The sequence below is a fragment of the Pseudomonas sp. MF6755 genome (genome assembly GCF_016405635.1).
In the GTDB taxonomy this organism is placed as follows: domain Bacteria; phylum Pseudomonadota; class Gammaproteobacteria; order Pseudomonadales; family Pseudomonadaceae; genus Aquipseudomonas; species Aquipseudomonas haemolytica.
Map to the genome: position 1 here is coordinate 68,885 of NZ_JAEKDA010000024.1, position 26,807 is coordinate 95,691.

The following is a 26,807-nucleotide window of genomic DNA, read 5'->3' on the forward strand; positions in this document are numbered from 1 at the left end:
GTCATTGCTCCTCAGGAACGGATCGGGGCGGCTGATCAAGGGCACATAGCAGTTCGCGCACGCACTCATCAGCCAGGCACTGTGCGCGATTGGCCGGGATGGCTTCGTCGATGTGGGTAAAGTTCCAGAACAGCCGACCGTGGCTGCTGTTGATGGTGGCAACGAAATAACCGTTAACTGAGATACCCGTCAGAAACTGCGCCTGGGATACTTCCCAGTTGCCTATGCGGTCTACAAATGGATAGCGCCCTATGTTCGACGAACACAGGTTTATGGGCCCCTCAGCCTCCATGAACGCCATGAACGGACGAGCGAGCTCCATTGACAGCGGTGCCGCAGCGACTACCAGTGTTACCAGGTTAAAGTGATGGCCCTTCTGCTTGCGTTGTTTGAGGTCGGTAGTAAGGGCACGGGCCAAGTCCCAAAACGGCAAAGCGGCGTCGACCACCGATGGAACAGTGGCGACGTAAGTTCCTACCTCATCGTTACGTACGGCAGGTTGTAATTCACTTCGGAAGTCGATGGGTGAGCCAACCGTAAAGAAGCCCGGCTGCGCATCTGCGTCGCGTGCGGCAGCCAACACCAAGGCGGCGGTAAGTGCACCGTGCACCGTGGTGTCTTGCTCACGGGATGCACGCATGAGGGCCTCAAGTTGCTGCTCATCCAGTTCTCGGTGCAACAAACGAGTGCGGCGTGCGTCGAGCGCAACCGCGACGCTGGGTTCGACACGGCCAGGTCGACACCGAGCCATCAATCCCTGGTCGCTTGCGGTCTGCACGGCGAGGCTTTGCTCCGCTGGCTCGCCGGCATACTGTGCGGGCCGCAAGTCTTCCGCCGGAGCCAGCACCCGCGCCGTCCAACGCGGAGCATGAGGATCGGCCGCCAGCAACAGCCATTGTTCGGACAGCGACAACACGGTCGTGCCATCGGCGATGATATGCGGCACCACCACCAGTAAGTCATGCACGTTATTGGCACCACTGACCAGCACCGCGCGGATCAGTGGCCCATTGTTCGGGTCGACTCGCTCCACCAGTTCACGAGCATTGACTTCATCCACCCACTGCTCATCATGCTCACCGCGCACAGCGCGCAAGGGGATGGGTTGTTCGCAGGGCAACCATCGAGGATTGAGGCCATTATCATGCTCGATCCTTACACGCAGCAGCGGATGGCGAGCTTGCAACTCATCCAGGCCGCGGCGCAGGTCGTCAAGCTGTACATCTCCGCGGACACGTACCCGGGATATCACGTTCAGCACCGAGAATTGATCACACAGCCAGTACCAACGCTCCACTGCAGAAAGCGGACGATTAACCTGTGTCATCACTCGACCCCCGGGAATGTCAGCGCCAGCTCGTTTTGCCGTGTGAAGGTGCTCTCTGGAGCAAATCGAAAGTAGACGTCGCGGGCGAAGGTGCGCAGTGGATGTTCCAGCTGCTCCACGCAACTCAGCGCCCGTGAGCTTTCGACCATGGCTCGGGCACGATCGCGTCGACGATCTTCATAGGCGCGCAGGGCCACCTGGGAATCGTCGATAGTGGTCAGGCAGTGGGCAAGGACCGCGCCGTCTTCTATGGCAATCGCAGCACCCTGGCCCAGGCTTGTGAGCATCGGATGCGCGGCATCGCCTAGCAGCGTTACGGGCCCGGCGCCCCATCGCTCGAGAAATGGACGGTCCTGAGCCGGCAGGCTGGTGATCGTGTGATCTGCAGTGGCGCTGATCACGGCTTGCACCTCGTCGGCCCAACCTGCATATAACTGCTGGATTCCGGCTTTGCCACGACACCAGTTCTGAGCCTGCTCGGCAGGCATGTTCTTGGTCCCCCACCAATAAACATTGCCGCCGCCGATGTCAGCCAGGCCGAAGCGTTGCCCGCGCCCCCAATAGTGCGCCACATACCCTTGGGTAACCTTGGGGTGGCTGAATGCAAGCGTGGCGCGCCAGATAATGTAGTGCCAGTCGGTTGGCCGCTCTGGACCAGCAAGTGTGGCGCGTATAGCCGAGTTGAAACCGTCGGCACCAATCAAGATATCGGCATATACCTCTCGCCCATCGCTGAAGGTCACGACAACGCCGTCTCCTTCTTCGGCATAGCCTGTGGCAGTCACGCCCAACTCGATCTTGCAGTCTGACACTTGCTCAAGCAGCGCCTGTTGCAGGCTGGCCCGATGGATTGCCAGGTTGGGTTGGCCGAGCTGGCGCGACATGCTGCCGAAATCAATCGACCTGATCGGCCGCCCGCGTCGGGTGAGAAATCGCAACGACTCGAATGGCTGAGCCTCTTTGAAGTCCGGTTTCACCCCAAGCCTGGCAAGCGCTGTGAGCGCGTTGGGCATTAGCGACAAGGCGGAGCCCACCGCGCGTAATTCCTTGGCGCGCTCATACAGCTCAATATCAAAGTTTGCCTTGCTCAGGCAGGCAGCCGCCGCCAGCCCGCCGATCCCGGCGCCTATGATCACGACTTTCTTGCGTTGGCGGGTCATGGTTGATTTCCGTCGGAGTGCGTGGAAGGGAGAAGCAACCCAGTGATCGCCGCAGCCACAGACGCGACATACGGCTCCTTCATGAGCAGCAGGTGGTCACCCGGCACATCGATGACCGTGAGGTTGCCGCTGGTCCAATGCCTCCATCCATTGCTCGGCTCGTTGTAGTGCGTACCCGCCGCGTCGTGCATAGGCTTGAGGGAGGCCGGCAAGGGTCCGTCGGCGCGCAGCAGCGCGAAGTTGCAGTCGGTCACTGGCGGGCGATACTCCATCAGCGCACGCCAGTTCGCCCGAAACAGCTCGTACAAGCGCCGTACCGTGGCCCGGGGCGTACCCTCAGGCAGCACGCCGTGACTGATGGCTCCCTCGACGATGTGGTCCAACTTCTCGTCCAGGCTCAGTTCAGCCGGCAGCGGCTCGACTTTTTCGTGGCTTCGTTCAAACCAGACCAGCTCCCAATAGAAGAACTGCAGCAAGGCATCATCGGTTGCCCCCATGAAGCGATCGCGATCAATGGTGATCGAGTCCAGTACGATCACTTGCTCAACTGAATGAGGATCGAGCGCTCGCAGCTGGCGGGCCATTTCATAGGCGACGAATCCGCCAAATGACCAGCCCGCCAGCACGTACGGGCCCTGCGGTTGCACGCGCCGGACTGCGACCAGATATTCCGTCGCCATTTCCTCAATGCTCTGCAGTGGTGTGCTGCCCTGGCCGCTACCTGCCGCTTGCAAGGCATACACAGGCATATCGGCTGGAAGAGCGCGAGCCAGTGGCAAGTAGCACAAGACATGTCCGCCCAGGGGATGAACCAGGAACAAAGGTATACGGCTGCCGCTGGTCCTGATGGGCACCAGAGGATCAAACGCCAGCACAGCGTTGCGTCCCCGCAGCCTTTCGGCCAAGCCGGCAATGGTAGGTGCCTCAATCAGGGCAGCAATGGGGACATCGATACCAAATCGTTTCTCAAGGGTCAGCACCAACCGCATTGCAGTCAACGAAGTGCCACCCAGTTCGAAGAAGTCGTCACGAATGCCGACCTCCGGCACATCCAGCAACTCGGACAAAAGCTCGGCTATCGTGCGTTCATATTCATCACGAGGCGCTTCGTACTCCACCAACGCTGCTTGTGCCAGTGGTATTGCCCGCAGTGCTGCGTCGTCGCGTTTGCCGCTGGGCGTCAGCGAGAAGCTATCCACCCATACGAAAAACGAGGGGACCATAAAGTCCGGCAGCTCCGCTCGCAGCGCCTTTTTCAAATCACTCATGTCGACCTGGCTCTGCTCACCACTCAAGAACGCAGCAAGGAATGCATCGGTGCCATCCCGATCTCTGGCGACCACGGCAACACCCTTAAGGCCCGGCTGGCGTTCAGCCTGTCGCATGATTGCGAGCTCCACCTCGACCGGCTCGATACGGAAGCCACGTACCTTGACCTGCGTATCAGCCCGGCCGAGCCACACCACGTCGCCGTTACTCAATACTCGGCCCAGGTCACCGGTGCGGTAAAGCTTGGCATCCGCACGCCAAGGGTGCGGTATAAAACGCTCATCGGTGAGCTCAGGGGCGCGATGATAACCACGGGCCAGGCACTCACCGCCCACGTATATTTCACCGGTAACACCCACGGGTACCGGCCGCATGCTAGCGTCGAGGAGCTGGATCTCGACGCCATCCAACGGCTGGCCAATGGGCGGCAGGGCGGGAAACGTCGCGGGATCTCCGGTCAACGAATGGAACGTCACCTGATGGGTCTCAGTCGGTCCGTACTGGTTCTCCAGCAACAGATCCGGCATTGCCCTGCAGAATTCCCGTATGTCCTCGGTGATACGCAACTGCTCGCCGGACGACACCACCACCTGCAGGGCACGTGGCCGCAGGCCAAGGGTATTGGATGCCTCGGCCAGTCGTTGCAACGCAACGAATGGCAGCAAGGCTCGCTGGACCTGATGGTGATCAAGCAGACGCAACAGCGCGCCTGGATCAAGCCGCTCCTCATTGGAGACCAGACGCAGTTCCCCCCCGCCACACAAGGTGGAGAAAATCTCCTGGAAAGACATGTCAAAACTCAAGGGGGCGAACTGCAACGTGCGCAGCCCCGGCCTGCCACTGGGAACCCGCAGCTGCCATTGCGTGTAGTTGGCCCACATCCTGTGAGGCAGCCCCACGCCCTTGGGCCGACCGGTGGAACCAGAGGTAAACAGCAGCATGGCCAGGTCGTCCAAGCCTGGGGCGGCGTAGGCTTGAGTGACAATAGGCGCTACCACCTCCTCGGCTTGCAGGACAATGTCACTGGCTGCGACTCCGGCATGTTGCGGATGAGCAACAACTCTGTATGGCTGTGCGGTCTCTAGGATCAACGCAAGGCGATGGGCTGGGTAGCTCACATCCAACGGTACACAGATCAACCCGGCCCGCAGAATCCCCCAGATCACCGCGATCATCTCCGGCGACCGGTTCATCGCTACGCCAATGGCGGCACCGGGATTTGCACCTGTGGCTCTTAAACGAGTGGCCACGTAACGGGATACCTGATCTAGTTCGCGATATGTCCAGTGCTCATCGTTTAATGCCAGCGCACCACTGTTTGGTGTTGCGCGGACCTGGCGCTCGAACTGCGTGACCACATCCACCAAAGGTTCTGGCAGCGAAGTGACACCGCGTGGCGGTGCGAGGAACGAGAAGTCCACGGCATCATCGGGAGTATCGACCATCCGGCGCAGCACATCGACAAATGTCACCCCTACCAGGTCCGCCTGCGCACGCGTTACGGCATGTCCATCGGTATCGACCCGCAGGTACATACCATCCCCCACGGGGTTGGCGATAGCACTGACGAACAACGAGAAATTTGTCTCTTCCCAGACCTGAAGGTCGCGCAACTCATGCAACGACGCGAGCACGTGCAGGTTCACGAAATTGAAGGCGGTATGAAGCACATCGTTTTGGGCTTGCTGAATGGCACTGAGGGGGTAACGGCGATGCGCATAGCCATCGCGCTCCTGACGCACAATCTCATCGACAATCCCAAACCAGGTTCGCCCCGCCGTCAGCGAACAGACCGGCAAGGTATTGAGAAACAAACCGACCATCTGATCAGTGCCAGCCAGGTCCGGCCGGCCATGGGTTACCACACCAGTAACCACCGTGTCCGAGCGCGTGAGCACGTGAAGCATCAGGCAGTGGGCAGCCAACAACAGTGCCTTCAGCGGCACCGCACGTTGTGCGGCCATAGTCTTGACCTGCGCCAACAGTTCATCCGGCAAGGCTACCCATTGACCCATTACCTCCTCTTCACCCCGGATTGGCTCGTGGGCGCGAAACCCATCGAGTCGGGTCATGGGCTTGCCATCAAGCAAACGAGCCCAATAGTCCGCGGTGTCCTTGGTGGCCAGCGCGTTCCGTTCCTCGCGCACAAAACTGGCCAGTGCGGGGGCGATATCGGTAGTCATGAGCTGGCCACGGTAAGCGGCCACCCACGCGGCGATCATCGTGGCCACGCTCCAGCCATCCAGGATCGCGTGATGAAAACTGAAGACCAACTCCAGCCCTGTCTCGCGGATGAACCCCGTGAACAGGTACAACGTCGGTTGGTTAACCACGTATCGGTGAAACCGGCGCTGATGAATATGCTGGTCGATCTGCGCGTGAGCGCTGTCCTGTCCTCTTAAATCGATAATTGCCAGCTGGCTGGCGGCCTCCCCATGAATACACTGCATCGGCTCGGTGCACCCGATCAGGTCGAACGACGAACGCAGTGCGGGGAAACGCTGCACGACGGTGTCAACCGCACGTCGAAAGGCTGACTCATCCCACGCCAATTCAAAGCAGTAGCGGAAGACATCGTGGTAGATCGACGATTCGGGCCGCTGGCTGGAATGAAACAGCAAGCCCAGGCTCAGCCTGCTGACCGGGAAGGCATCCTCCAGGCCTTCAAGCCTTGGACGATCAACTTCGCAGACCAGCTCGAAAGGCTCAATGCCCTGGGACTTGACCGGCCGTACCACGTGCTCCGCCAGGCCAGCGACCGTGGGGTTGCGCAGCAGGTCGGCTAACTGAAAACTCAGGCCTTGGCGCTCCGACTCGGCGCGTATGCGCAGCATAAGGATCGAGTCACCGCCCAGGCTGTAGAAGTCGTCATAGATACCAACGTTGGATACTCCCAGAACCTCGCCCCAGACCGTCGCCAATAAAGTTTCGGTCGTCGTCCGTGGCGCAACGCTTACCAGCAAGCGTTGCGGCGATGGCAAACGGTCACGATCCAGTTTGCCGTTGTTGGTCTGGGGAATCTGATCGAGATACACGAAGAACGCAGGGACCATAAAGTCCGGTATTACCGCCGCGAGTCCGGCGCGTAATACCCCGGCGTCCTGCTCAGTATCTGCCACGTAGTAGGCAACCAGATATGTACCGCGAGTCTGTGAAGAGCAGGCCACTACGGCAGCGCTCCTGACACCTGGCAAGCACTCTACATGGTCACGGACTTCGTTGGGCTCGACCCGGTTGCCACGGATCTTGACTTGATCATCACTGCGGCCCAGATATTCCAGGTTGCCATCAGCCAGCCAACGCGCGAGGTCACCTGTGCGATACAGCCTGGCGCCCGGGTTGAACGGGTCGCAAACGAAGCGTTCTTGCGTCAGTTGCGGCCGGTTCAAATACCCCCGCGCAACGCCGACACCCCCAATGTAAAGCTCACCGGCCGCACCGATAGGTTGCGGCTTGTAGCCCTTGCCCAAGACATACAGTTGAATGTTATCGATGGGTTTCCCGATAGGTACCCGCGGCATGGGATCACTGGGGCACACGAAGTCCGAGACATCGACGGTCGCCTCGGTAGGCCCATAGAGGTTGACTAGGGCGACCGACTCACCAAATATCCGCTTGAAGCGGTTTGCCTGGGCCGGCGCCAGTGCCTCGCCGCTGCAAAACACCCGCCGCAAGCTGAGTGCCTGCTCCCGAGCCAGTACATCGTTTTCCAGCAGGTCAAGCAGTACCGACAACATGGATGGCACGAAATGAATCACGGTGACACGGTCGCGTTGTATGGCTTGCAGAACCTCACGAGGATCCTTCTCCGCCCCGGGCGGCAGCAGAGATAAGCGCGCTCCGGAAAAACTCCACCAGAATAGTTCCCAGACGGATACATCAAAGGCTGTCGGCGTCTTCTGCAGCAGTACGTCCTGCTCGCCGATCGGGTACTGGCGTTGCATCCAGCACAAACGGTTCACGACTGCGCGATGCTCTACCATCACCCCTTTTGGGGTGCCGGTGGAACCGGAGGTGTAAATCACGTAAGCCAAATTTGTGGAGGTCGCCACTGGCAACAACACGGATTCGTCTGAGGCGAGTGGCATCTTTGCCATTTGTAGGACGGTACAGAGCGTCGCAGGAAGGGCAAGATCCACTACCAATGCGACCTTGGCACCGCAATCCTCCAGCAACAGTTCTATTCGATCAAGTGGGTATTTCGGGTCGATGGGCACGTAGGCGGCCCCAGCCAACTGGATGCCGAGGATAGCGGGCAACAGGTAGCGACCACGCTCAATCATTACTGCGACCCGGTCATCGGGCCCTACACCATGGGCCCGAAGCACGGTGGCTACAGCCGATGCTTGGCGATGCAACTCGGCGTTACTCACACAACCGCCATCCGAGTGAATTAAGGCTGTCTGTTGCGGTGCTCGTGCCACCTGTGCGGCAAACAGTTCGGGTAATGTGGTGTCGCTGGGAAATGGAATGGTGGTGTTGTTGCGCGCATAAACTAAGTCGTTGTATTCGCGAGCCGATAACAGCTCAAGGTCCACCGCCTGCTGGTTGTCGCCTCCCACCAGCGCGCGAAGAAGCGTCTCGATATGCTTCGCGGCCGCTTCTATCGTGAAGTCTTCATCAAAAACATCACAGGCGTATTCGAAGTCTACCTGCACATCACTGTGGTCATCGAACTCCGACACCCATATCGCCAGTGCATCCTGATCATGAGCATGGGTCTGCGCTACGGTTTCACAGGTTACGCCAGGGATCGAGACGGCCTTCGGCCAGCGCATGTAGGAAATGGTGGTATCGAACAACGGCGCCGAGCCCTTGGCTACGTCCCCCAGCGGCACACGCTGATGGCGCAGCAACGTACGAATGCCCTGCCGCAATTGCGCAACAAACTCCTCGATATGTTGGCCTGGAATAATCTCAACGCGCAACGGCAAAGTATTGGCGAAATGCCCAACCACCGCCTTGGCCCTGCGGTCAGCACGGTTCAGTACCGGAATCCCGAGCACGACCTCATCGCATTGGTGCACACGGGCCAGATAAAGCGCGATCGCGGCGCTGAGAAACAGGAACGGGGACTCGCCACGGTCTCTGATGGTGGTCAGCAGCGGCCGCTCCAGGGTAATAGCGTAACGAGCGTTACTTCGCGCGCCAGCAGGCAGCTTGCGGCTGAACAGGGCAGGCTCGACCCCACTCAATACTTGGGAAAAGTAGGCACGATCTTCCCTGTACTGTTCCAATTGCGTGTAGTCGTCGGCCTCATTGACCGCCAAAAAGGATGTCGCGTGGGTTTGCGTTTCCGTCACCGCATTTGCGGTCAATCTCAGGTATTCATCACGTACCTGACCCATGAAGTACTGCAAACCCCAGGCGTCGCATACAACATGGTGCGCCCGGACATAGACATACGTTGAATCACTTGCTCGAAGCAGGAACAGGTCAGCCAATTGGCTGCCGTCCAGGGCATAACTGAAGCCAAACGCATTGCGCAACCAGGCCTGGATATCAGCGTCGGGATCATATTCATGCGTAAGATCAAGGGTCGTTATCGAGACATCCAATTCGGCGGCGAGCCATTGAAAAGGTTCACCGTCTTCTTCCCCAAGGCGCAGGCCGAAGGCATCGGTGCGTCTGGCAACAGAGGCCATTGCGTGACGCAAAGCCTGTTCATCCACTTCGCCAACGAGTCGGTCGTAGCAGAAAAGCGTGTACTGATTGCTTTCTGGGAACTGAGCAGCGGCAACCCAAATGTCGCGCTGATAAGGCGATAACGGCTTACGGATCATCCCTGTATCCTCTTGAAGAAACTCCAAGGCGTGGAAGCACGCAATGCGCCAACATGCCAATCAGGCATTTGGCTCGTCCTCATCCTGAGTACGACTTTATTCGTCAGAAGAGTAGGAAAAACTTCCACGGTCTTGTAAGAACATTTCGAGCGTAGAAGCAAATTTTTGTTTTGCAAGCTTGCTTCGCATATTTTTTTTGAAGCTGCCCATCGTGACGGCGCGATGCATTTTTGTGTTGCACTTTGGCTGGAACCCGGAAGATCCAACGGTGAGTTTCGTCGGGTCGATGGCTCACCAAGGTTCTAGCAAGGCGCCGCCAAAGGCTTTGACTTACATCCGGCCGAACGCCTAAAGTCGCAACGGTTTACGATTCGGGAGCTGCTTATGCTCCCTTCAGCCAGAAGGCACGCCCGTGGATATGGCTTGCCTAAAATGGAACTTTGAATAGGTCTGGGAGACGCTATGAACACCGACGAACAAGAGCAGGACACCAAAGAACAACAGGGCGCCGTCAGTGCCAAATTGATGGAGTATGCGATCAAGGCTCGTAAGGTATTCATCACGGGAGTGGTGGATGAGCGGATGGCCAAGGACGTTGTGCAACAACTGCACATTCTTGCGTCCATTAACGATGATCCTATTTACGTCTTCATCAATTCACCGGGTGGGCATGTTGAGTCGGGCGACATGATCTTCGATGCCATTCGTTTTATTGCCCCGCCGGTGGTCATGATTGGCTCCGGCAGCGTCGCGAGTGCGGGCGCTCTGATTTACGCCGCAGCCAAGAAAGAAAATCGCTACTCGCTTCCGAACACACGGTTCCTGCTGCATCAACCGTCGGGAGGCTTTCAAGGGCCAGCGAGTAATGTCGAGATTTATATGAATGAAATTGTCAGGATGAAAAAACGCTTGGACAAAATCTTCGCCCAAGCCACCGGACAAACGGCAGAAAAAATCAGCGCTGACACCGAGCGTGACTTCTGGCTCAATGCTGAAGAAGCATTGGAATACGGATTGGTCAACAGAATCATTGTGTCGGAAAAAGAAATCACGCGACCGTCCTTCTGATTGTGCAAAGTGGATTAGCCCCCACGCCTCGGGCGGAACCTGTCGCGTACTGCGTACCAGGGGGTTAGTTTTTTTATCTCGTGTCAAGCTCGACGTTTTCAGCCTCATGCAAGCTTTCACATTACGCCGCCTGACCACAACAGACCCAGCTGCCGACGCAAGACTGCCCCATCTCCAAACCTGCAAAAGTCCAGCACAGACAATTATTCACGAGGAGTCAAACTGGGGCAGTGAAATCTCGGAAACTGGGTCTCTTCTGCATCGGCGCCGACAATGCATAGGTTCATTTGGATTGAGTCAGTGCTCTGTAGGCCCGTGCAGATTGGCAAAGGGCGAAAGCGAGCTTTTTGAGTGATAGCTCAAATTATGCACTTGCGCATATTTGATTACCATCTCACGGCAGCTAAGGAGGTCTTTAATAGGTAATCCAGCTATTCGACGAAGTTTGTTTGCAGAAATCGGTATCAAAAGTTTTGCATACTTAGAAACTGCCCATTTGATTAGCCGGTCATGGAAGATATCTTTGGGTTCAGATGCTGACTTAAAAACATTTGATATTTCCGATCTGAAAGGTTCCGGGAAAGAATGCAGGCTGGTCATAGCGCAATCTTTTTTTAATCGGGTTATGGTAAGGCGAGCCGGGCGTTGGTTTTTTTGAAACTCTCTATCTTTTACGCTTTGAATAGCAAGATTAAGCTTTCTCAGTCGCTCCTCTCTGTCGAGACGGTCCCGAGCTTCATTGGATTGCCTGCTGGGCATTTTGGGAATTGTGACATTGAGCAATAAATGCAACTGTTGCAAAATAGATGCAACTGACGAGCCTAAGTGCACGATGACTGATTCCCCGCATATCTAGCAAATTTCGGGGAACCAACATGTCCGCAATGAAGGGGATTGTTGGCGCTTACGTCAAATCACCCTAGTGGCCGAACATAGTGCCCACCGCTGCTGCGTAATTGCATGGGCTTGACCACCCATTTGCATTCGACGTGACCTGTTGTTTGCATCGAATTTGACAAGCGCACGGGGTGCGCCTTGACCGGCAGAAGTCGACCGATTCTGTTGAAAAAGTCGGCCATGGTTTCCACGGCAGAAAAGTATGCGCTTGAGATTGAAATTTTTACTTTGAGCAAAGAATTGCGGGCTCAGATTTCGCGTAGCTGCGCGCAAAAAAGGCGTTTTCAACAGTCAGTACGCGGGCAGTCTGGAAGGACCGACTTTTTCAACACAATCGCCCCATAGATGCCATCCGCTATGGGCGTTAGCAGCTAAAAGAGGTATGAGGCGTCAATCAGGGGGAATGCCTTTGTCGCAGGCTCCTTTAAACGTCCGCAGGACCACCAAATAGCAAAATCTTGATCTGGCCGAAAATTTTCGAAATAGGCGTATTGCTATTTTTACTACTTTTCTGAGCTCGGAGCACGACGATGGCACAAACGATCACCAACAAGCCCAGTGGGTCGGCAAGCGAGAAAACCCAATCAGGCAGTATTGAGGCACTAGACGCAGGGATAAATTCAGCCATTACCACATAGATGGCCGCAACATACACCATCACATTGTATGGCCTGAGCTGAAACCATAGAAAACTCTGTTCTAACGAGTATTCTCGGTATTTTAGACGCTCCCAAAAAGACCACAGAAAGAATATAGCTGCATAGGTCAGGGCAACGCAATAAAAGGGTTTTGTTGCCAACACGACGGTAAGTAGATAGAGCGGTAAGAGGACGACGGTAACAATAAAGCGGAGGCTCCCAAGTATTGGTTTTTTCAACACTGACTTATGATATCCGAACCAACTCAGTAGCAGATTCACATAACCTACTATCACAATCATCAATGTGAAAAAGTCAGGGATAGCGCCTTGCTTAACCCACACCATAATGGTCTCGCCCACAGCAGCGGCGATCATGACCGCAAACATAGGATCAATGAATTGACCCGTTGAGGGGTCCAGATTTTTTTCGTTCATATCACTCTCTTAACTTTCTGCATCAAGCAGGCAAATATGCTTCGGTCGTATACTTTACCGCGGACGTCGTCAGGAAAGGCAATGTTCACAGCCTCGACAAGGGTAAATTGCGGAACTACCTGCTCGGTGTAAGTCGCCAAGCTGCAATGCATCTTTTTTAAGCCATTGGCTGGATCAAAGCTAATGTGCCCGTAGGATGTTCGAGTATGAAGCCGCTCTAAGTAATAAACGTCCGAACTGTCGACATGTATCTTGATAAAGTACCCCCCAGGCTTCAGCACGCGCGCTACCTCATGTACCACGCGTCGTTGATCTTCGTCGCGGGTGAAATGGCAAAGCGAATAAGCATCCATTACAAGATCGTAAGACTCATCGTCCCCTGGGATCCCATCTAGAAGGTTTTGATTCACAACATCGACAGAACCTGATAGTCCGGCTTCCTCCACACGCTCAAGTGTCAAAGCCACCGCTTTTGGACAGAAGTCCAGAGCGGTGACCCGCATACCTAAACTCGCGAGAAAAAGGCTATTACGGCCGTTTCCGCAACCAAGATCCAAGGCCCGCGCAGCGGGGAATTCATATGTTTTCATCAGCTCGACGAGTGCATGTGCCGGTGCAGCTCTTAACGATGATGGAATGGTAGGCGCTTGTTCATACTCGCGATCCCACAAGTCCTGGGCACAATGCCCGTTCGACTCAGCAAACTCTATGATCACGTCTGGGGTGTGGGGAAGGATCATGTGATATCCCTATCTGCTAACTGCTGGCGGAATGTATGTTGATTTTTGCTGCGCCGTTGCAAGTGGGCGGCAATACTCAAGCACTCCCATCGCGGCCTCTCAGGCTCCGGATCAGCGCTTCAACGATCCAGTTGCTGGAAATACAGCGCCTTGGAAACCATCACTGCGCTGGCAGCTTAGTATATCGAGCACTCATTGCAATGTAATTTTGAGCGTTTTGTCTGTACACCGGTGCGGCTCTGTGAATCACCCCTAGTCACAGACACCTGAGTGATGCCCCGGGCCGTCTTTAGTCTGATGTCGAATGTCAGCAACGGGGCGATTGTGTTGAAAAAGTCGGTCCTTCCAGACTGCCCGCGTACTGACTGCTGAAAACGCCTTTTTTGCGCGCAGCTACGCGAAATTTGAGCCCGCAATCCTTTGCTCAAAGTAAAGATGTCAATCTCAAGCGCATACTTTTCTGCCGTGGAAACCATGGCCGACTTTTTCAACAGAATCGGCCAGAACTACCTCCCAGAAATCTAATGCTGAGCAAAACCCGTGACAAGCGGGGGCGGGGGTAGTAAAAGTCAAACGCCCTAGACCGCCTTGTCCGGTGACGCGAATGATAGGTGAAACAACCCGATGGAAGAGCCAAACCCCTCTCTAATCAGAGTGATCAAGACTTTTTTGGATGGGTTGCGCTTTACGCCTCCCGGTGGCTCTTGGCAATTTAGCACGGGTACGAAAAACGGCGGTTTCGGCGGATTTGGGTTGCAATTTTATGTAGACTTCGACAAACAACGTGTCTCTGCCCTGCAGTTAATTCGAAGCGACCAAGCATCCATGCTGGACGGGAGCTTGGAGCAATCTATCAGCCTGCTCCAAAAATTCTTCGTCGAACATGTTGAATTGGCCGGCGGAGGAGAACTGTTATTTGCCGCGGCTCGTCCAAGGTTTACAACAGTTCTGGAATTTGTAGGTGACGAGGTGGTTCAGTTGCTCGCACAAAAACTCCCCAAGTTTTTGCGGACGCAATCTGAAGATCGATTCTTCATGATACCAATGCTGGGAATACAATGCGCTGAGGTGATCAGCGATCCGTCATGCGTGTGGTGGCCCGCCACGCAAAACCTTGATTTCCTGGCCGATCGGTACAGGTTTCTTCGGAGCGAGTTAGTACCTGGCCAATTTCCTCCGCTTAGAGACGCTCCGGGAAGAGTTCTGTTGGGCGCTAATGACTCTTGGTTAGGCTGCTATGCCAAAAGCGAAGCCGCTGGAGAATCGGCGCTAAGACGGATTGCGGGAGCGCTTTTCTTGGCTTTAGATTCCGATAAAGCATTGGCTATTACAGCTGCAAAGCAGCCTGCGGGGCTTTTCTATCTGAGTGCCGGTCACTGCACCCAAAAATCTAAAGCTTTTTCTCTTCCCTACTTGTTCCAACCAGTTAATGTCACCTCCACTACTGCAAAATTTGTACGTACCGTGACGAGAGCAGCGGTTTCCGATTCCAGACTCGCCGTTATGTTGGAATGCTGCGGCGCTGCGTGGACACTGCCAGAGCGCGACCGATTTATGCAGCTCAGCTCTGCAATTGACGGGCTGTTTGGTAAACAAGGCAGTGTAGGAAAAAGTATCCGTGAAGGCATCAAAACGCATGCGATTGGTATAGTAGACCCAGAAGGACGAGCGCACCTGTTACTGAGCATTAGAAATTCACTTGTGCATGGCGAAGCCTTTGAACTAGCGCACTGCAAAGACTATCTGACCTACTTGGAAAAGTTCGAGACCTCTCCCACCCGAGACCAACTATTGGTGTTACGGGCATGCGTATGGAGCTTAGCCAACAGTAGCTATTGAACCTTAATAGTCCGGACAACACACCTTCTTGACCCCATAGCTTAAGGCGATGTGTCCTAGCTTTTCAGGGTGGGTAGATGATTTGGCCAGACGCATACGGAAAACCTTGGTTGATGATCGTCAGCTTGTAGCCAATCGTAGCCCATCGTGACACGCAGCTATTGGCCGACAGCTGCCCGCCGTGATAGGCAGTTGATGGCCCAGCAGTCAGCATCACGCTTCAACTGGCGAAGAGATTGCGAGCATAATGAATCATGCCCGCTAAGACCAAAGTGTGAGTAACGTCATGACCGAAGCCCAAAGCTGGACAGTGAAATGCCAAGATCCTGCGGATGGAAGTGGCGACGTCATCATTGACATGCCGCCGGACCTACTCGCAACTTTAGGACTGAGCATCGGCGACGTACTGACCATTGAAGTGATCGGCGGCACGATAGTTCTGACACCGAGGCCGAGCGACTCAGCCACAGCCTGAATGGCGCAGGCGCGCTTTACCTAATCTTCAAACGAGCAAATGCGAACGGCACATCTGAGCGGCAGTGATTGGCCGATTACCACCACTGCAGCCAGGGCGGGGGGCCTCAAGGCATTGCTGCTTTTTCATTCTACCGGACCGATGCTTGGCAGCATTTACGCTAGGTATCTGATTTGGCGAATGGTTTCTGCATTCCAGACCCTTGCCAGCCACATGGCAACTGGGCTAGTCTCAAGTCTCTAGACACAGCGTTCCACGCAACTCTTAAGTGCTTGAAAAACACTAACTGTGATATTGCCAATGAGTCAGGAAGAGCTCTACGCCATTAGTCAAGCAATCATCAAACGTGGTGATCCAGCCTACACATCGCATTCGGGTGCATTCATCGAGCATCTTGAAAACTTGGCAAAGAAATCAGACCTTGTCGGCTTCGCAATTTCTTGCGCTTTCTATATTGAAATTTACCCTGCCGTCAGGAAATTTCTGGAGCAGCGTGTCTCCGGTATACTATGCAATAAGTACTTCATTACGCTAAGCACTACTGATTACAATAAGTTTATACAGTGGACCATCGACACACCAGACTGGACCAGCGAAATTAAAAAATCGTTCCGCGTACCAGAAAAGCTGGTTGCTGCCGTGAAATCAATCCAGAACACAATTTCTAAAGCACCTGTCGACACCATCATAAGGAATTGATCATGACCCATATAGATAATCTGCTGGCCGCCATTTACCCGGAGATTCCATTTCAATCCGAAGCGTCCGCAGAACAGTTCCTCAGACAGTATCCAGACTTTGCAGACCGCATTGCATTTGTGTCCGCACTCTATTTTGGCCGCTCGCACATTCATGACAATCAAATCAACGAAGATCATCTAAAATACATGGCTTCCGGCGAGATGAACCGTTTTTGGGAAGAAGGGAACTTCGCAGATTCTGAAATTGCGCGCACACTTTATGAAAAGAATACCAACTTGAAAACTTACTACGACGCTTTCATTCGCTGCACCAACGCTTCAAATTATGATCGAAGTAAGTATTGATACGATCACATTTTAAATCAGATTTCAATTAAGCACTGGTTCCAAGTGACGGCTAAGGCGAGACGAATCTGCGGAATCAACCAAACTGGCGCAACGCTGATTCGGGTCGTAGCCTCGCTCCGCAGCCGTCCTCTTTGGGTCGATTCTGTTGAAAAAGTCGGCTTCGAATTCCACGATAGAAAAGTACGCGCTTGAGATCGAAATCTGAGTGTTGCGCAGGAGGTTCAGGAGTCGGATTTCACGTAGCAGCGTGCAAAAGAGATGTTTTCATCCGTCAATATTCGAGCGTTTTGGGCAAGCCGACTTTTTCAACAGAATCGGTCGGAAGCAGCTCCTCGTGACAGGAAGCAACCGGGCAAAATTGGTCAAGAGGAGCCATTCGTGAAAATCCGCTCTCGACCCTAAGCGGGTATATCGCCAGAACGGATGTTCGAATCGACTCGCTGAATTTCCGCCTCGCTCATTACTCGCCAATCATTTGACAAAATACCGTACTCTAACTCAGCGCTTTCCAGGGCCTCATCCAATCCAAGTATCAAGTGGTCGCCTTAAATCTGGAATTTTCCGTAGTCCTCAAAACGTATTAGCAGATACAGCGGGCCATCGTCTTTTACCTCCAGGCCGAAAAGCACGATAGCGGTAAAGTCAGGCCGAAAATCACCGACGGTCCTTACATAAGCGAACAGATGGCTTGTGGGCTGAGGCATGGCGTCGGCTGCATTTAATTGATTATTGGTTGCGACGTTCTATATTACCGCTTCTGGCCGACTTCTGCCGGCCAAGGCGCACCCAGTGCGCTGGTCAGATCCGATGCAAACAACTGGTCAAGTCGAATGCAAATGACTGGTCAGTGGCAATGCAAACGGGTGGTCAAGTGGAGTGCAACTTCCCAGCTGCAACAAGTCCAGCGAGCCTGCAGCTACGAATGGAGCATCTCTGCAGCTATGCCGCCGCACTGTTTGATAAGCGTCGCTATCACAACTCGTAGCTTGCTCGCATCATAGGCCCCTGATTCAATAGCTTCAGCCGTGGTGTTATAGAACGCGCTGGCGTAGCTATCTTTGAAATCGAGCGACCCTTGATAAACACCCTGCGACTCCTTGTAGTTCGTCCAAGTCACCTGCGGTGATGGACGGCCCTTTAGTTTGAGGTCGAGGTAACATTCAATAGCCGCCGCACAGCCGTTGATATCAGCATTCGCTACCCCGGTCGGCCCTTTGGCCGGGAAATCGCGCAACTCATCTAGGTCAGGTAGCGCCATCACTCTCATGTTCACCGGGAATTTGAAGCGTTGAAGAAGGTTCCGGTAAGCATCAATGCCTTCGGCATCGTTGTCTAGCAGGAAGATCACACGATTGTGAACGTCGATTTTTACTAACCCTTCCGCGAATTTGGAAAGATTACCGGTGCCGGAGAAAGGGTGACGCTCTTCAATGTCAATAAAGCGGAAAAAATCCTCGACATCAGGCCGTAACAGCGATAATCCACGCTTCAAGATGTGAGTGTCAGATGTGCCTTCAGTAGCGATCAAATAGGTCTGAGTTCGACGCGCGCTGCTGATGAAATCCTCGTTTTTAGCCCAGCCTGCATTAACGAAACTGCCGTAATCCCAAACAACTTCTTCATTCAGATTGGCAGGATTTTCAGCAAGGATTCGAAGGATTGAATACGGGCTTAAGAAGCCTATCAGAGAGCCAAAGTGGCTACGCTCGGAATAACCTCCGCTGTCGCGGTCAAAAACGCCGCTCGGGAGTAGTGGAACAGCTGGATCAGCGGCGAAGCGGCCTCGCCCCTGGGCATGTTCTGCATCATAGTCTTCGACATAATCGTTTTTGAGGTCTCCTAAAGAGTGCATCTTGATAAAGTCGACAAATTGTTCGAACGTCAAACGCTCGGGCGGTAGTTTGGCAGGTTCATACTCGGCTAACTGATCACGTTCTAGCACGACGTGCTTTTCATACTCCGACGTTACTGACCCCAGTGTGTACCCGAGTAGCTCAAGCCGCGATATCATGGATCCAAGCGTTCGGTAAAAACACAACTCCCTCTGACGCAGGTCTTCAGGGCTATGAGGGTAGTCGTAATTAATGCTGCCGTGACGACGATGCCGGCGGTCGCTCTCCTGATAAAGCATGCCGTGGTCCATACCCATGTAGCCCGTATTATAAGTGAGATCAATATCGCTCACAGATAGTGTGATTGGAGTGCTCATGATAATCTCATCGCGTTAACTTGACGTGGTACTGAATATGCCGTTGCTGGCCGCAGTAGCGGTATACCGGATGGTCTCCAACTATTAATAAGCCAACATAGCATCCAGTGGTACCAAACACATTGTAGTCCCGCATGCTGGCGCCCCCTTGCCCCTATTCAAAAAGCTGGAAGCTCTTCAAAACCTGCTCCGACTAGATCCCCGCGCAACTCTTTGAGGCAGGAGTGGGGTACTGCCAACCAGAAGACGTTTCTAGCCCTGGTAACCGCGACATAACCGATACGGCCCTCTTCATCAACGGTGCCTGCCAACAACGCTTGGACGTTGGGCTTTTTTGCTACGTACAGCACCGCACCAATGGACTCACCTTTTACCTGGTGGACCGTCTCTACCCTGATACCTGGGCCTTGTTTGTCAGCTGCCACTTCACCGCCAAGCGGAAGCTCTAATAGCTTGGTTTTCGCCAGCTTATTACCCAGGGTGCTAACCGCCTTCAATCCAAACCGCTTTTCGATAGTCGCGAGTAAGGTTCTGAGATTTTTTACAAGCGTGGAATGCCATTCGGTTTTTGCGACAAGCGTCGAAGAAGGAAGCCCTGCCTGTTCGTCTCGGACAAAGCCCCAGAGCAACCGTCTTAACCTCAGCATCCAACCTTCATGCGGCGCCCCTTGTAGCTCGGAGCTGAGCGCATTAGGGGGATCGTCCAGTAAACCGACGACAGCTCTGCATACGAATTTGAAGCTCTTGAGATAGCGCCCTTGCTGATCTCTAAGCAACGCAGCTTCACTGAACATGGCTACCGTACCTTGCCCCGGAGGAGCAACTTTCCCTGCGACCACCGCCGCTCGATCTGCTGATCTGCAGAGGATCACTGCATCGCCATGCTCAATTTTCAATTCATCAATCCGGGCTTTGAACGAATCAAACAGCTTGGGTAATTCCGGCTCTGTGTACCCAACGAAATATGCGCCTCCTGGTTCAGGTGCGCGATCTGCTTTATCGTTCCGACCACAGAGCCGGTTCGCGATGTCGATAATCGGCGGCAGCGAGCGATAGTTACGAGTGAGGTTGAACGGTTTGACACCTTGTCGGCTCTCATAGGTGTTCAAAAACATGCCGTCAGCACCGGCGAAGGCGAAAATCCCTTGGTTTACATCACCGATGAGGGAAACGGTTGCTCCTGCATCTATGAGTAATTCCAAGATGGCCTGGTGCAATGTGCCCAGATCTTGAGACTCATCAACGAGGATCTGCGGATAACGGGCAGTCAACGCTCGGAGCACAGATGGCTGCTCGACCAAGGTTCGATAAACCCAATACCGACCAAGCTCATGGGTGTAAGCACCTATGCCGCCAAGCCGTTCGACCGAATCTTGCGCCTTCCAGGTAATCAGGCGTTCTGGTCCTGCGTGTGTATCGACGAAGAAAAATAGATTTCCGTTCTCCACCCCAACTTTGACGTCTTTGACCGCCAGGGGGCGAACGTCGCCCCCTGGCCAGTAATGATAGTTGCTCAAAAATGGCTCAGAACCCGCTACGAGATATGCTGCTTTGGTCGCTGCCATCGTTCGAGAAGCATGAGGCCGGAGTACGTGCTGGGTAAAAAAACCATCCAGGGTATCGACCTCTACTAGCTTGCGGTTGGCATCATCCGGCAGCACCGATGCGAGCTCTTGAAATCCCTTGTTGAAGGTATTGACGGCCACATTGGAAAATGACAAGAGCACAACACGGCCACGACTCTTCTTCATTTTCTGTCGAATTTCGATCAGACGTCGGATTGCAGTAGCAGTCTTTCCGCTTCCGGCGCACGCCGTTACAGAGATCGGACCCAGTTCGGCGCCGATGACATTTTTCTGTTCATCAGACAGCTTCATCTTCATCAACTCCCTTGCAGACGTGCCGTATCGCTAGCATCAGATATTCGGGGACCTTAAAGCCTGGCTCCTTCGCAATTCGCTCAGCGAGTGCTTGAGCGTATCGGCCTTTTTGCACGTTACTGCTGCTGGCCTTACGCTCGAACATTCCGCAGAAAAGTGCCTTGGCCTTCGCGGCATTATCTGGCTGAACATCGACAATCTTGCCCAGCGTTTTTGCGATTTGTGGATGGGGGTCGCTGAGAGCCGCCAACATGACTTTGCGATTAGGCTCAAGCAGCGCCAAGTCATATTCCAAGGTCTTCACGCCATAGAAGACTTTCACAAATGCGTCTTCCATGCTTTTCATCTTGGCTGTATTGCTGGAGACTCTTACCTCATCCCCAAGGGCTGGATATACCTCTTCACGCTTGACCTTTTTCTTACCTACTAAGACTTCGACTGGCTCTTCGTCCTCAGGCGCGTCTGTCTCCTCCAAGTAGCTAGCCTCACTGAGAAGATCTTCGATCGTTTCCTCGTTTAACTCATCCTGTACGTCGCCTAGGATCTCAATTTCTTCGAAGGGATCGGCGTCAGTGATGACAGAAACCGGGATCCGCAGACCTGTTTCGCCGAACAGTGGCAGGAAGGAGTCGAAGTTTAGTCCCTCCACACTGATGAGGCTGACGCCATACTCACGGAGGTCGAGCTTTATAAGTCTTGCGAGAGCGTCGATCAGCATCAGTTCGGCCGCACCTTCGACGAAAATCACTCGGCGTGCGAAAAACAGCTCAGCTCTGGTGACATCCAGATAACGTTCCAGCTTCTCGCGCTTCCCCTTTTTGAAGGTGACGTCACGAGGGAAAAAAGTCTCAACACCGGCCTCGTTTTCGACCAGACAGACCAGTGACTCAAGCTCTGAATTACTCGCGAAATTGGGGGAATGGCTGGTGACGAACAGTTGAACTGATTTTTCACCCTCACCCGTTGGCACACCAGCGAGATAGCGAAGTAGGACTCGCTGCAGTTGCGGGTGTAGGTGCGCTTCAGGTTCTTCAACAATCAAGCTTCGATAGGCTGCGTCAGGGTTTTTGGCCAGCTCGCTTAACACCACCGCCATGAAAATCAGGTTGTTAAATCCGAGCCCGTTCTGCTCGATCTCTAGCGCCTCAGCGGTGATGGAAAGTCTTGCAGAGAGACGCTGGAAGTCAGTCGCGGTTAGCCCTATAGCGAGGGCCTGAGCTAACTGCTCCCCCATCATTAAGCCATGACGTAATGAGATCGCAGCGTGAGTACTTTTGATCGACTCGTTCAGTTGAAGCTCATCGTCTAGCCTTTTCAACGCGTCATTGATCTTCTTGCGCCCGTCGTCATCCGTCAAAAGATGAAGCAGTCGGGCCATTTGGCTGTTGCGGCCAGGTCGAAGTCCTTGTGCTGCGTCTCGCAGAGGCTGCAAATAGACACCGCGAAGGTTTTCCATCATGTCGGAGCTGAGCGCCACCTCTTGGTGATCACCGCACCATCGTTTTACTCTGAAGCGCCCCGTAGAGTCCGCATCGGTGTATCGGACATGGATATGCGCTTCCATGGTTTTGTCTTTGCACGGTTTGAGCGCGGCAATGAAATCTGCTTCGTCCTCGTGACTGAGCCCTTTGAAGACAAATTGGAAGGTAATGTCACCGGCTGGTTCGCCTTCGCGCGGCCTATGTCGATCAGAGGTATCAAGACGGGGGAATGGTTCGTCATGGCCTGCCAGAAGGGTTCGTAGAGCATCGACTACCGCGCTTTTCCCTACGTTATTTGGACCAACCAACACATTCAGCCCAGGCTGAAACTTCAGTTTGGTGTCACGCAGCTTCCGGAAGTTTCTAATCGTCAGCTCAGCGAGGTACATAAACGTCTCCATCCTTGTTTAGCGGATGAGATCCTATTGAGCCAGCACTGTGCAATAGCTATGTTAAGCGACGGGCACTAATGTGCAGATGACTGTTGTTGTTCGACGTGCCAATACCAAATGGAGGCCCGTCTGATTCAACGGTTGTTGAAGCAATGATGCGAGTCGTGCTGATGCCGATTTGATCCACATGCCGACTCTGCACGAACCGGCCACGCGATTGGTAGACACCTACGAGTGGCTACTTCGGCCAAATTCATACGGAGGTCCTCGCTGATCGGCCCAGCCAGCGCGATACCGCAGGAGACTTCGTAAATCTCAAATCAGCGTGTTGAGGCCGGAGTTACTTTCATCTTCACGGGTAGTAAGCGTCATGGATTTGCACGTGGATCCTTGCCGTTTTTGAACCGTGCTAGGCGGTGCACCCGATTTGGTGTGAAGGTACCCGTCGCGCCCTATGAACAATGGGCCTCGCCAAGATACTCGTGCGTCATGAGCGACTGTTCGCCAGCTACCGTCGGCCAAAGGATCGCGGATGCCGTTGCACTTATAGTCACCGGCGTATGCGGCACCGCTAACATCCGCTTCAAAGCCACTCAATGGCAATCCGAGGACGGATTGGGCTGAACGACAGTGATGCCATCCTGGTGGCGACATTAGCTGGGTTTGGTATCGCGCTGATTTCGGATTGGCTAGTGAATGAACATCTGATGACCGGAAGGCTGACTCTCGCTTTACCTGAGGTGAAGACAGTGGGTTTCCCCATTCACGCGGTCTGGCAGAGGAACCAGCTGTTGTCGCCAAAAGTACACCAAGTCGTGGACTTGCTGGAGGAAATATTTTTGCCTGAACAACCTTGGAAGGTGCGGAATGGCTCTGCGTGATTACTCTGAGGACGCCAGCCTTAAACAGGAACGGCGCCCCCAAGGCCTCTTCAGCGACAATGGCGGCAGCGGGAGAGATGATTTCGGTCTAGTGGCCAGGAATGATTTCTTTGGCGACTCTGTTTGAACCCAAATCATGTGCAAGATTATGCTGGGAATAATCAGATAGTTCCTCGTGAGCAGCACTGGCTCGAAAAAATCTAAATCCCAGCAACATTACGGCTACTCAGCACAATCCTCCCCTCAAGTTGTTCACACCTGAACCGCATTGCTGCGGATTGAGAGTGGGGAATGCCTCACCGGCTGCATTCATAGCGTTAGCATATGGAGACTGTCTTTGTAGTTCTTAAAATTTTGCTGCGCTTTCCTTACACCTGAACTCCGATCACGCCCTTTTGATTCTCCGTAAAAGCTCGGCACTATCCAACATTCGCCCGCAACAAAATCATCTTACATTTTTTGTAAGCTACAATTTTTGTAAGCTATAGTGAATGCATGTCCGACCGATATCCCTTTCCCCCGAGTCCTGTCGATACCCATGATCAACGAGCCATCCCAGCGTTCCGAACTCCTCAAGACCCTATTGTTGTGGGGCGGTCGCCTCGGCAATGCACGCTTACGTGACCTGTTAGGCATGAAAGTCACTCGCGTCAGCCAGCTCATGAGTGAATTTCACAGCGAACACCCCAACTGGATGGAGTGGGACTCGGTAGCCCGAAGCTATCGGGCCACCGCTGCTGCTTACCGCACCAAGATCGATGCGTATTCGTCTCTGGATCTTTACCTATCATTGGTCGGGATATCCCATACCCAAGGCGAATCGACCAACCAGCGGACGTTATGGAACGCCTTTCCGGATATCTCGACGCCCACTCCTAGCGTCTTCGCCCAAATCAACGAGGCGATTGAGCTGTCCAGGCAGATCCAGATCAACTACCGCTCGATGACTAACCCAGAACCCCACCGACGCGAGATATCTCCTCACAGCATTGTGCGAGCCGGCCGCCGATGGCATGTGCGTGCGTTCTGCTCGACTCGAAAGGAGTTTCGTGATTTCGCGCTCGGTCGGATTGATTTGCCGAAGCTTTTGGCGGCCCCCAGCGAACGATCCGCAGACGAAGATCAGGCTTGGAACACGCAGCTTCAGGTTCGGCTGATCGCCCATCCGGGGTTGAGCCAGGCGCAGCAAGAAATGATTCGGTTCGAGTACTTTTCAGGCACGGCGGCGCGCGTTGAGCGGTGCCGCGCAGCGATGGTCTCGTACTTCATTCAGGATCTTCGTGCGGCAACGGATATGTCAAAACAGTTACCGCCCGAGTTTCAGTTGGCCGTCGAGAACATGGAGGATTTACGACAATGGATGTTCACAGTGTAGGAGGGAGCGGGGCAAAGCTGTTCGAGCGCATTCCCGATCGCTTGTTCAGCCCCCTAGCCTCTTCCAACCGGCATCAATACTGGTCGCTCTTGTGCTACCTGTACCGTCGCCGTTTCGGGCCCGATGCGCCGCTACCACCGAGCCGCGGCTTTGCGCCGCGGGATCTGTTGCAGGATGTCGAAGATCACATCCGGTACGCGCCGGATTGGCATCCGGAGGAAGGCGAAGATCCAGGCCTTAGCGTGGATCAGCGGGCTTCGAACTATTTCCGTCGCTTGGTGCAGGTCGGCTGGTTCCGCACCGAGAAACACGGGCTGGCTCAAACCATCTCGATGTCGCCTTCCGTGAGCCAGATGCTCACGCTACTCATTGATTACGCTGACAAGGACCCGGTCTTCGTCTCTGGGAAAATCCACTCCATTGATGCACTGATCAGCAAGGTGTTGAAGGGAGAAGGCGGGGGTGACCTGTTTCGCGAGGCAGCAGAGCAGTGCCGAAACCTGCTGATCTACATCCGGACCACCGGAACTAATGTGCGCGACCTGATGACCTCGATCGCCACCCAGGAAACCACTGCAGAATACGCGCGGCGATTCTTTCGCGATTACGTCGTTAACATGTTCATCGGCGATTACAAAGAGCTCCGTACTCAGGAACACCCCTTATCCAAACGCCCCCAGATTTTGAAGGCGGTCGAGAAGCTCTCGACGATCCCGGAACATCGGATTAGGCTGATGGATTGGTATACCTCTCGATTAGCAGAGGGAGACAGGGTCAAAGCCACAGCAGCGTTTGATCGAGACCTCAGGCGCCTGGAAGAGTTAAACCGCGTCGAGGAGTACCTCGAGCGCCTGGACGATGAGGTCCGCAGCGCAAACAAATGCGCCTTAATCGTTCTGCAGTATCGACTTCAAACGGTCCGTCCCATTGATGATCTGCTGCGCCAAGCTATCGACGGTCTCCTGGCCAGTGGGCAGGAGGGCGGCTTTCAAGGTGCCGTGGACACTTGGCCACAGGTATTCGCACCAGATGCACTGATGAGCGCTGCCCGACTTGCGCAACCGCGCAAGGAAGTTCAGCGCCTTCCGCCTTCGCCACTGCGAAAGGCTGTGCTGTCGGAACATACCCGGGCCGTCGGTAACCTGGTTCGACGCGCTCAGGAGCGTAGACGTATCACACCGGCAAAACTGCGGGCCTATGCCAAGTCAGCGCTGGGTGAGCACGAGAAGGTCAATAGCCAGGACTTATCCGTCGACAGCATCGAAAACCTGCGCGCCTACCAAAGTTTCAACAGCCTGGCGACGGCGCTTAAATCGAAGATCGCCACCTCCGGCATGCAGGCCCGCAAGCAAATCCCCGGCCTCGATGTGGTATGCGACGAAGACGGTTCGAGCGACCACCCTTTCCTCATCGCGCACTCGTTTGAGATTCGCCTGCGCATGCCCAAGCCCGACCACAAGAGGGATGAGCCATGAACAGCCACTGGCAAGATCTGGCGAGTAATTCTAACGGGTACTACGAAGAAGATGATTTTGCTTTGGCTACTTACCGGTTGGTCACGGACCAGGTGATTTATCACTCAGACCTCAAGAGCCGAAAAGCCTTCGGGATTATCGATCAGTACGAACGCCATATCGCCAAGGCATTAGCTCCCTTGGGCGTGACCATTGGAGTGGATCGCCAGTTGTTGTACGCCTATGCCCTTCCCCAACACCCCAGCCCGACGACAGCGACCATCCCTCAAACGATGTTCGCCCTAGTGCTGCGCGGTCTCTATGAATGAATCGCCCCGGATTCTCTAGACACCTTGCAAGCTCATTGCGTAACGCTTTTCAAACTCTACCGGTGACAGCTGATTGTTGAAACCATGGCGGCGTTTTACGTTGTAGAACATCTCGATGTAATCG

The 26,807-nt window shown here is 54.3% G+C and carries 18 protein-coding genes and 1 pseudogene; 9 read left to right on the forward strand and 10 right to left on the reverse strand.

Going from position 1 to position 26,807, the window contains the following annotated elements; translation table 11 throughout:
• Position 1: 1 nt before the first annotated feature.
• Genes JFT66_RS26500 through JFT66_RS26510 form a run of 3 tightly spaced genes read right to left on the reverse strand, consistent with a single transcriptional unit; the run spans position 2 to position 9,539 of the window.
• Positions 2 to 1,327: a condensation domain-containing protein gene (locus JFT66_RS26500; protein ID WP_233097199.1), complete on the reverse strand. Its 1,326-nt coding sequence runs from the start codon at positions 1,325 to 1,327 to the stop codon at positions 2 to 4.
• A complete protein-coding gene (locus JFT66_RS26505; protein WP_198860450.1) occupies positions 1,327 to 2,487 on the reverse strand; it encodes an FAD-dependent oxidoreductase in 1,161 nt (386 codons plus the stop codon). Before JFT66_RS26505 ends, JFT66_RS26500 begins: the two co-directional genes overlap by 1 nt.
• The gene (locus JFT66_RS26510; RefSeq protein ID WP_198860451.1) at positions 2,484 to 9,539 is read right to left on the reverse strand and encodes an amino acid adenylation domain-containing protein; all 7,056 of its coding nucleotides are present in this window, start codon (positions 9,537 to 9,539) and stop codon (positions 2,484 to 2,486) included. The genes JFT66_RS26505 and JFT66_RS26510 overlap by 4 nt, the downstream gene beginning before the upstream one ends.
• Positions 9,540 to 10,001: 462 nt before the next feature.
• On the opposite strand from JFT66_RS26510, the gene JFT66_RS26515 reads away from it, so the two are divergent.
• Positions 10,002 to 10,607, forward strand: a complete 606-nt coding sequence (locus tag JFT66_RS26515; RefSeq protein ID WP_198860452.1) for an ATP-dependent Clp protease proteolytic subunit — start codon at positions 10,002 to 10,004, stop codon at positions 10,605 to 10,607.
• 297 nt (positions 10,608 to 10,904) lie between these two features.
• Here the strand turns inward: JFT66_RS26515 and JFT66_RS26520 are convergent, their stop codons facing one another.
• The 3 genes from JFT66_RS26520 to JFT66_RS26530 all read right to left on the reverse strand — a co-directional run bounded on the left by JFT66_RS26520 (position 10,905) and on the right by JFT66_RS26530 (position 13,319).
• Positions 10,905 to 11,438, reverse strand: coding sequence for a hypothetical protein (locus JFT66_RS26520; RefSeq protein WP_198860453.1), 534 nt, complete (start codon positions 11,436 to 11,438; stop codon positions 10,905 to 10,907).
• A 490-nt stretch (positions 11,439 to 11,928) separates the two neighbouring features.
• Complete coding sequence (locus JFT66_RS26525; RefSeq protein WP_122281489.1) at positions 11,929 to 12,579, reverse strand: hypothetical protein; 651 nt, start codon at positions 12,577 to 12,579, stop codon at positions 11,929 to 11,931.
• Positions 12,576 to 13,319 (reverse strand): class I SAM-dependent methyltransferase, encoded by a 744-nt coding sequence (locus JFT66_RS26530; RefSeq protein WP_198860454.1) that lies wholly within the window; start codon positions 13,317 to 13,319, stop codon positions 12,576 to 12,578. Before JFT66_RS26530 ends, JFT66_RS26525 begins: the two co-directional genes overlap by 4 nt.
• Positions 13,320 to 13,943: 624 nt before the next feature.
• Here JFT66_RS26530 and JFT66_RS26535 point away from each other — a divergent pair.
• The 4 genes from JFT66_RS26535 to JFT66_RS26550 all read left to right on the forward strand — a co-directional run bounded on the left by JFT66_RS26535 (position 13,944) and on the right by JFT66_RS26550 (position 16,679).
• Positions 13,944 to 15,158 carry a hypothetical protein gene (locus JFT66_RS26535; protein ID WP_198860455.1) on the forward strand — a complete coding sequence of 405 codons (1,215 nt, stop codon included), beginning with the start codon at positions 13,944 to 13,946 and terminating at the stop codon, positions 15,156 to 15,158.
• Between the two features lie 286 nt (positions 15,159 to 15,444).
• Complete coding sequence (locus JFT66_RS26540; protein ID WP_122281493.1) at positions 15,445 to 15,633, forward strand: AbrB/MazE/SpoVT family DNA-binding domain-containing protein; 189 nt, start codon at positions 15,445 to 15,447, stop codon at positions 15,631 to 15,633.
• A 300-nt stretch (positions 15,634 to 15,933) separates the two neighbouring features.
• Positions 15,934 to 16,332, forward strand: a complete 399-nt coding sequence (locus tag JFT66_RS26545) for a hypothetical protein (RefSeq protein WP_198860456.1) — start codon at positions 15,934 to 15,936, stop codon at positions 16,330 to 16,332.
• Between the two features lie 2 nt (positions 16,333 to 16,334).
• Positions 16,335 to 16,679, forward strand: coding sequence for a hypothetical protein (locus JFT66_RS26550; protein ID WP_122281495.1), 345 nt, complete (start codon positions 16,335 to 16,337; stop codon positions 16,677 to 16,679).
• Positions 16,680 to 17,598: 919 nt separating this feature from the next.
• Here the strand turns inward: JFT66_RS26550 and JFT66_RS26555 are convergent.
• The 3 genes from JFT66_RS26555 to JFT66_RS26565 all read right to left on the reverse strand — a co-directional run bounded on the left by JFT66_RS26555 (position 17,599) and on the right by JFT66_RS26565 (position 22,641).
• Positions 17,599 to 18,891, reverse strand: a complete 1,293-nt coding sequence (locus tag JFT66_RS26555) for a HEPN/Toprim-associated domain-containing protein (RefSeq protein ID WP_198860457.1) — start codon at positions 18,889 to 18,891, stop codon at positions 17,599 to 17,601.
• A gap of 158 nt (positions 18,892 to 19,049) precedes the next feature.
• The gene (locus JFT66_RS26560) at positions 19,050 to 20,768 is read right to left on the reverse strand and encodes a UvrD-helicase domain-containing protein (protein ID WP_198860458.1); all 1,719 of its coding nucleotides are present in this window, start codon (positions 20,766 to 20,768) and stop codon (positions 19,050 to 19,052) included.
• Positions 20,755 to 22,641: an ATP-dependent nuclease gene (locus JFT66_RS26565; RefSeq protein ID WP_198860459.1), complete on the reverse strand. Its 1,887-nt coding sequence runs from the start codon at positions 22,639 to 22,641 to the stop codon at positions 20,755 to 20,757. The genes JFT66_RS26560 and JFT66_RS26565 overlap by 14 nt, the downstream gene beginning before the upstream one ends.
• 596 nt (positions 22,642 to 23,237) lie before the next feature.
• Here JFT66_RS26565 and JFT66_RS30325 point away from each other — a divergent pair.
• The 4 genes and pseudogenes from JFT66_RS30325 to JFT66_RS26585 form a co-directional block, all read left to right on the forward strand.
• Positions 23,238 to 23,525: pseudogene (locus tag JFT66_RS30325) on the forward strand (LysR substrate-binding domain-containing protein); the annotation flags it as partial.
• A 538-nt stretch (positions 23,526 to 24,063) separates the two neighbouring features.
• A complete protein-coding gene (locus tag JFT66_RS26575; protein ID WP_198860461.1) occupies positions 24,064 to 24,900 on the forward strand; it encodes a helix-turn-helix transcriptional regulator in 837 nt (278 codons plus the stop codon).
• On the forward strand, positions 24,882 to 26,375 hold the full coding sequence (locus tag JFT66_RS26580) for a Wadjet anti-phage system protein JetA family protein (protein ID WP_198860462.1): 1,494 nt from the start codon (positions 24,882 to 24,884) through the stop codon (positions 26,373 to 26,375). The genes JFT66_RS26575 and JFT66_RS26580 overlap by 19 nt, the downstream gene beginning before the upstream one ends.
• The gene (locus JFT66_RS26585) at positions 26,372 to 26,683 is read left to right on the forward strand and encodes a hypothetical protein (protein ID WP_198860463.1); all 312 of its coding nucleotides are present in this window, start codon (positions 26,372 to 26,374) and stop codon (positions 26,681 to 26,683) included. Before JFT66_RS26580 ends, JFT66_RS26585 begins: the two co-directional genes overlap by 4 nt.
• 15 nt (positions 26,684 to 26,698) lie before the next feature.
• Here the strand turns inward: JFT66_RS26585 and JFT66_RS26590 are convergent.
• Positions 26,699 to 26,807 (reverse strand): IS3 family transposase (locus tag JFT66_RS26590; protein ID WP_146427598.1); only part of this gene is annotated, 109 nt, incomplete at its 5' end.

Excerpts from the sequence above, each read along its gene's own strand:
- JFT66_RS26510 (WP_198860451.1), bottom strand. The coding sequence starts at position 9,539 with ATGATCCGTAAGCCGTTATCGCCTTATCAGCGCGACATTTGGGTTGCC.
- JFT66_RS26505 (WP_198860450.1), bottom strand. The coding sequence starts at position 2,487 with ATGACCCGCCAACGCAAGAAAGTCGTGATCATAGGCGCCGGGATCGGC.
- JFT66_RS26580 (WP_198860462.1), top strand. The coding sequence starts at position 24,882 with ATGGATGTTCACAGTGTAGGAGGGAGCGGGGCAAAGCTGTTCGAGCGC.
- JFT66_RS26515 (WP_198860452.1), top strand. The coding sequence starts at position 10,002 with ATGAACACCGACGAACAAGAGCAGGACACCAAAGAACAACAGGGCGCC.
- JFT66_RS26530 (WP_198860454.1), bottom strand. The coding sequence starts at position 13,319 with ATGATCCTTCCCCACACCCCAGACGTGATCATAGAGTTTGCTGAGTCG.
- JFT66_RS26540 (WP_122281493.1), top strand. The coding sequence starts at position 15,445 with ATGACCGAAGCCCAAAGCTGGACAGTGAAATGCCAAGATCCTGCGGAT.
- JFT66_RS26545 (WP_198860456.1), top strand. The coding sequence starts at position 15,934 with ATGAGTCAGGAAGAGCTCTACGCCATTAGTCAAGCAATCATCAAACGT.
- JFT66_RS26550 (WP_122281495.1), top strand. The coding sequence starts at position 16,335 with ATGACCCATATAGATAATCTGCTGGCCGCCATTTACCCGGAGATTCCA.
- JFT66_RS26575 (WP_198860461.1), top strand. The coding sequence starts at position 24,064 with ATGATCAACGAGCCATCCCAGCGTTCCGAACTCCTCAAGACCCTATTG.
- JFT66_RS26565 (WP_198860459.1), bottom strand. The coding sequence starts at position 22,641 with ATGTACCTCGCTGAGCTGACGATTAGAAACTTCCGGAAGCTGCGTGAC.
- JFT66_RS26555 (WP_198860457.1), bottom strand. The coding sequence starts at position 18,891 with ATGAGCACTCCAATCACACTATCTGTGAGCGATATTGATCTCACTTAT.
- JFT66_RS26500 (WP_233097199.1), bottom strand. The coding sequence starts at position 1,327 with ATGACACAGGTTAATCGTCCGCTTTCTGCAGTGGAGCGTTGGTACTGG.
- JFT66_RS26525 (WP_122281489.1), bottom strand. The coding sequence starts at position 12,579 with ATGAACGAAAAAAATCTGGACCCCTCAACGGGTCAATTCATTGATCCT.
- JFT66_RS26535 (WP_198860455.1), top strand. The coding sequence starts at position 13,944 with ATGGAAGAGCCAAACCCCTCTCTAATCAGAGTGATCAAGACTTTTTTG.
- JFT66_RS26560 (WP_198860458.1), bottom strand. The coding sequence starts at position 20,768 with ATGAAGCTGTCTGATGAACAGAAAAATGTCATCGGCGCCGAACTGGGT.
- JFT66_RS26585 (WP_198860463.1), top strand. The coding sequence starts at position 26,372 with ATGAACAGCCACTGGCAAGATCTGGCGAGTAATTCTAACGGGTACTAC.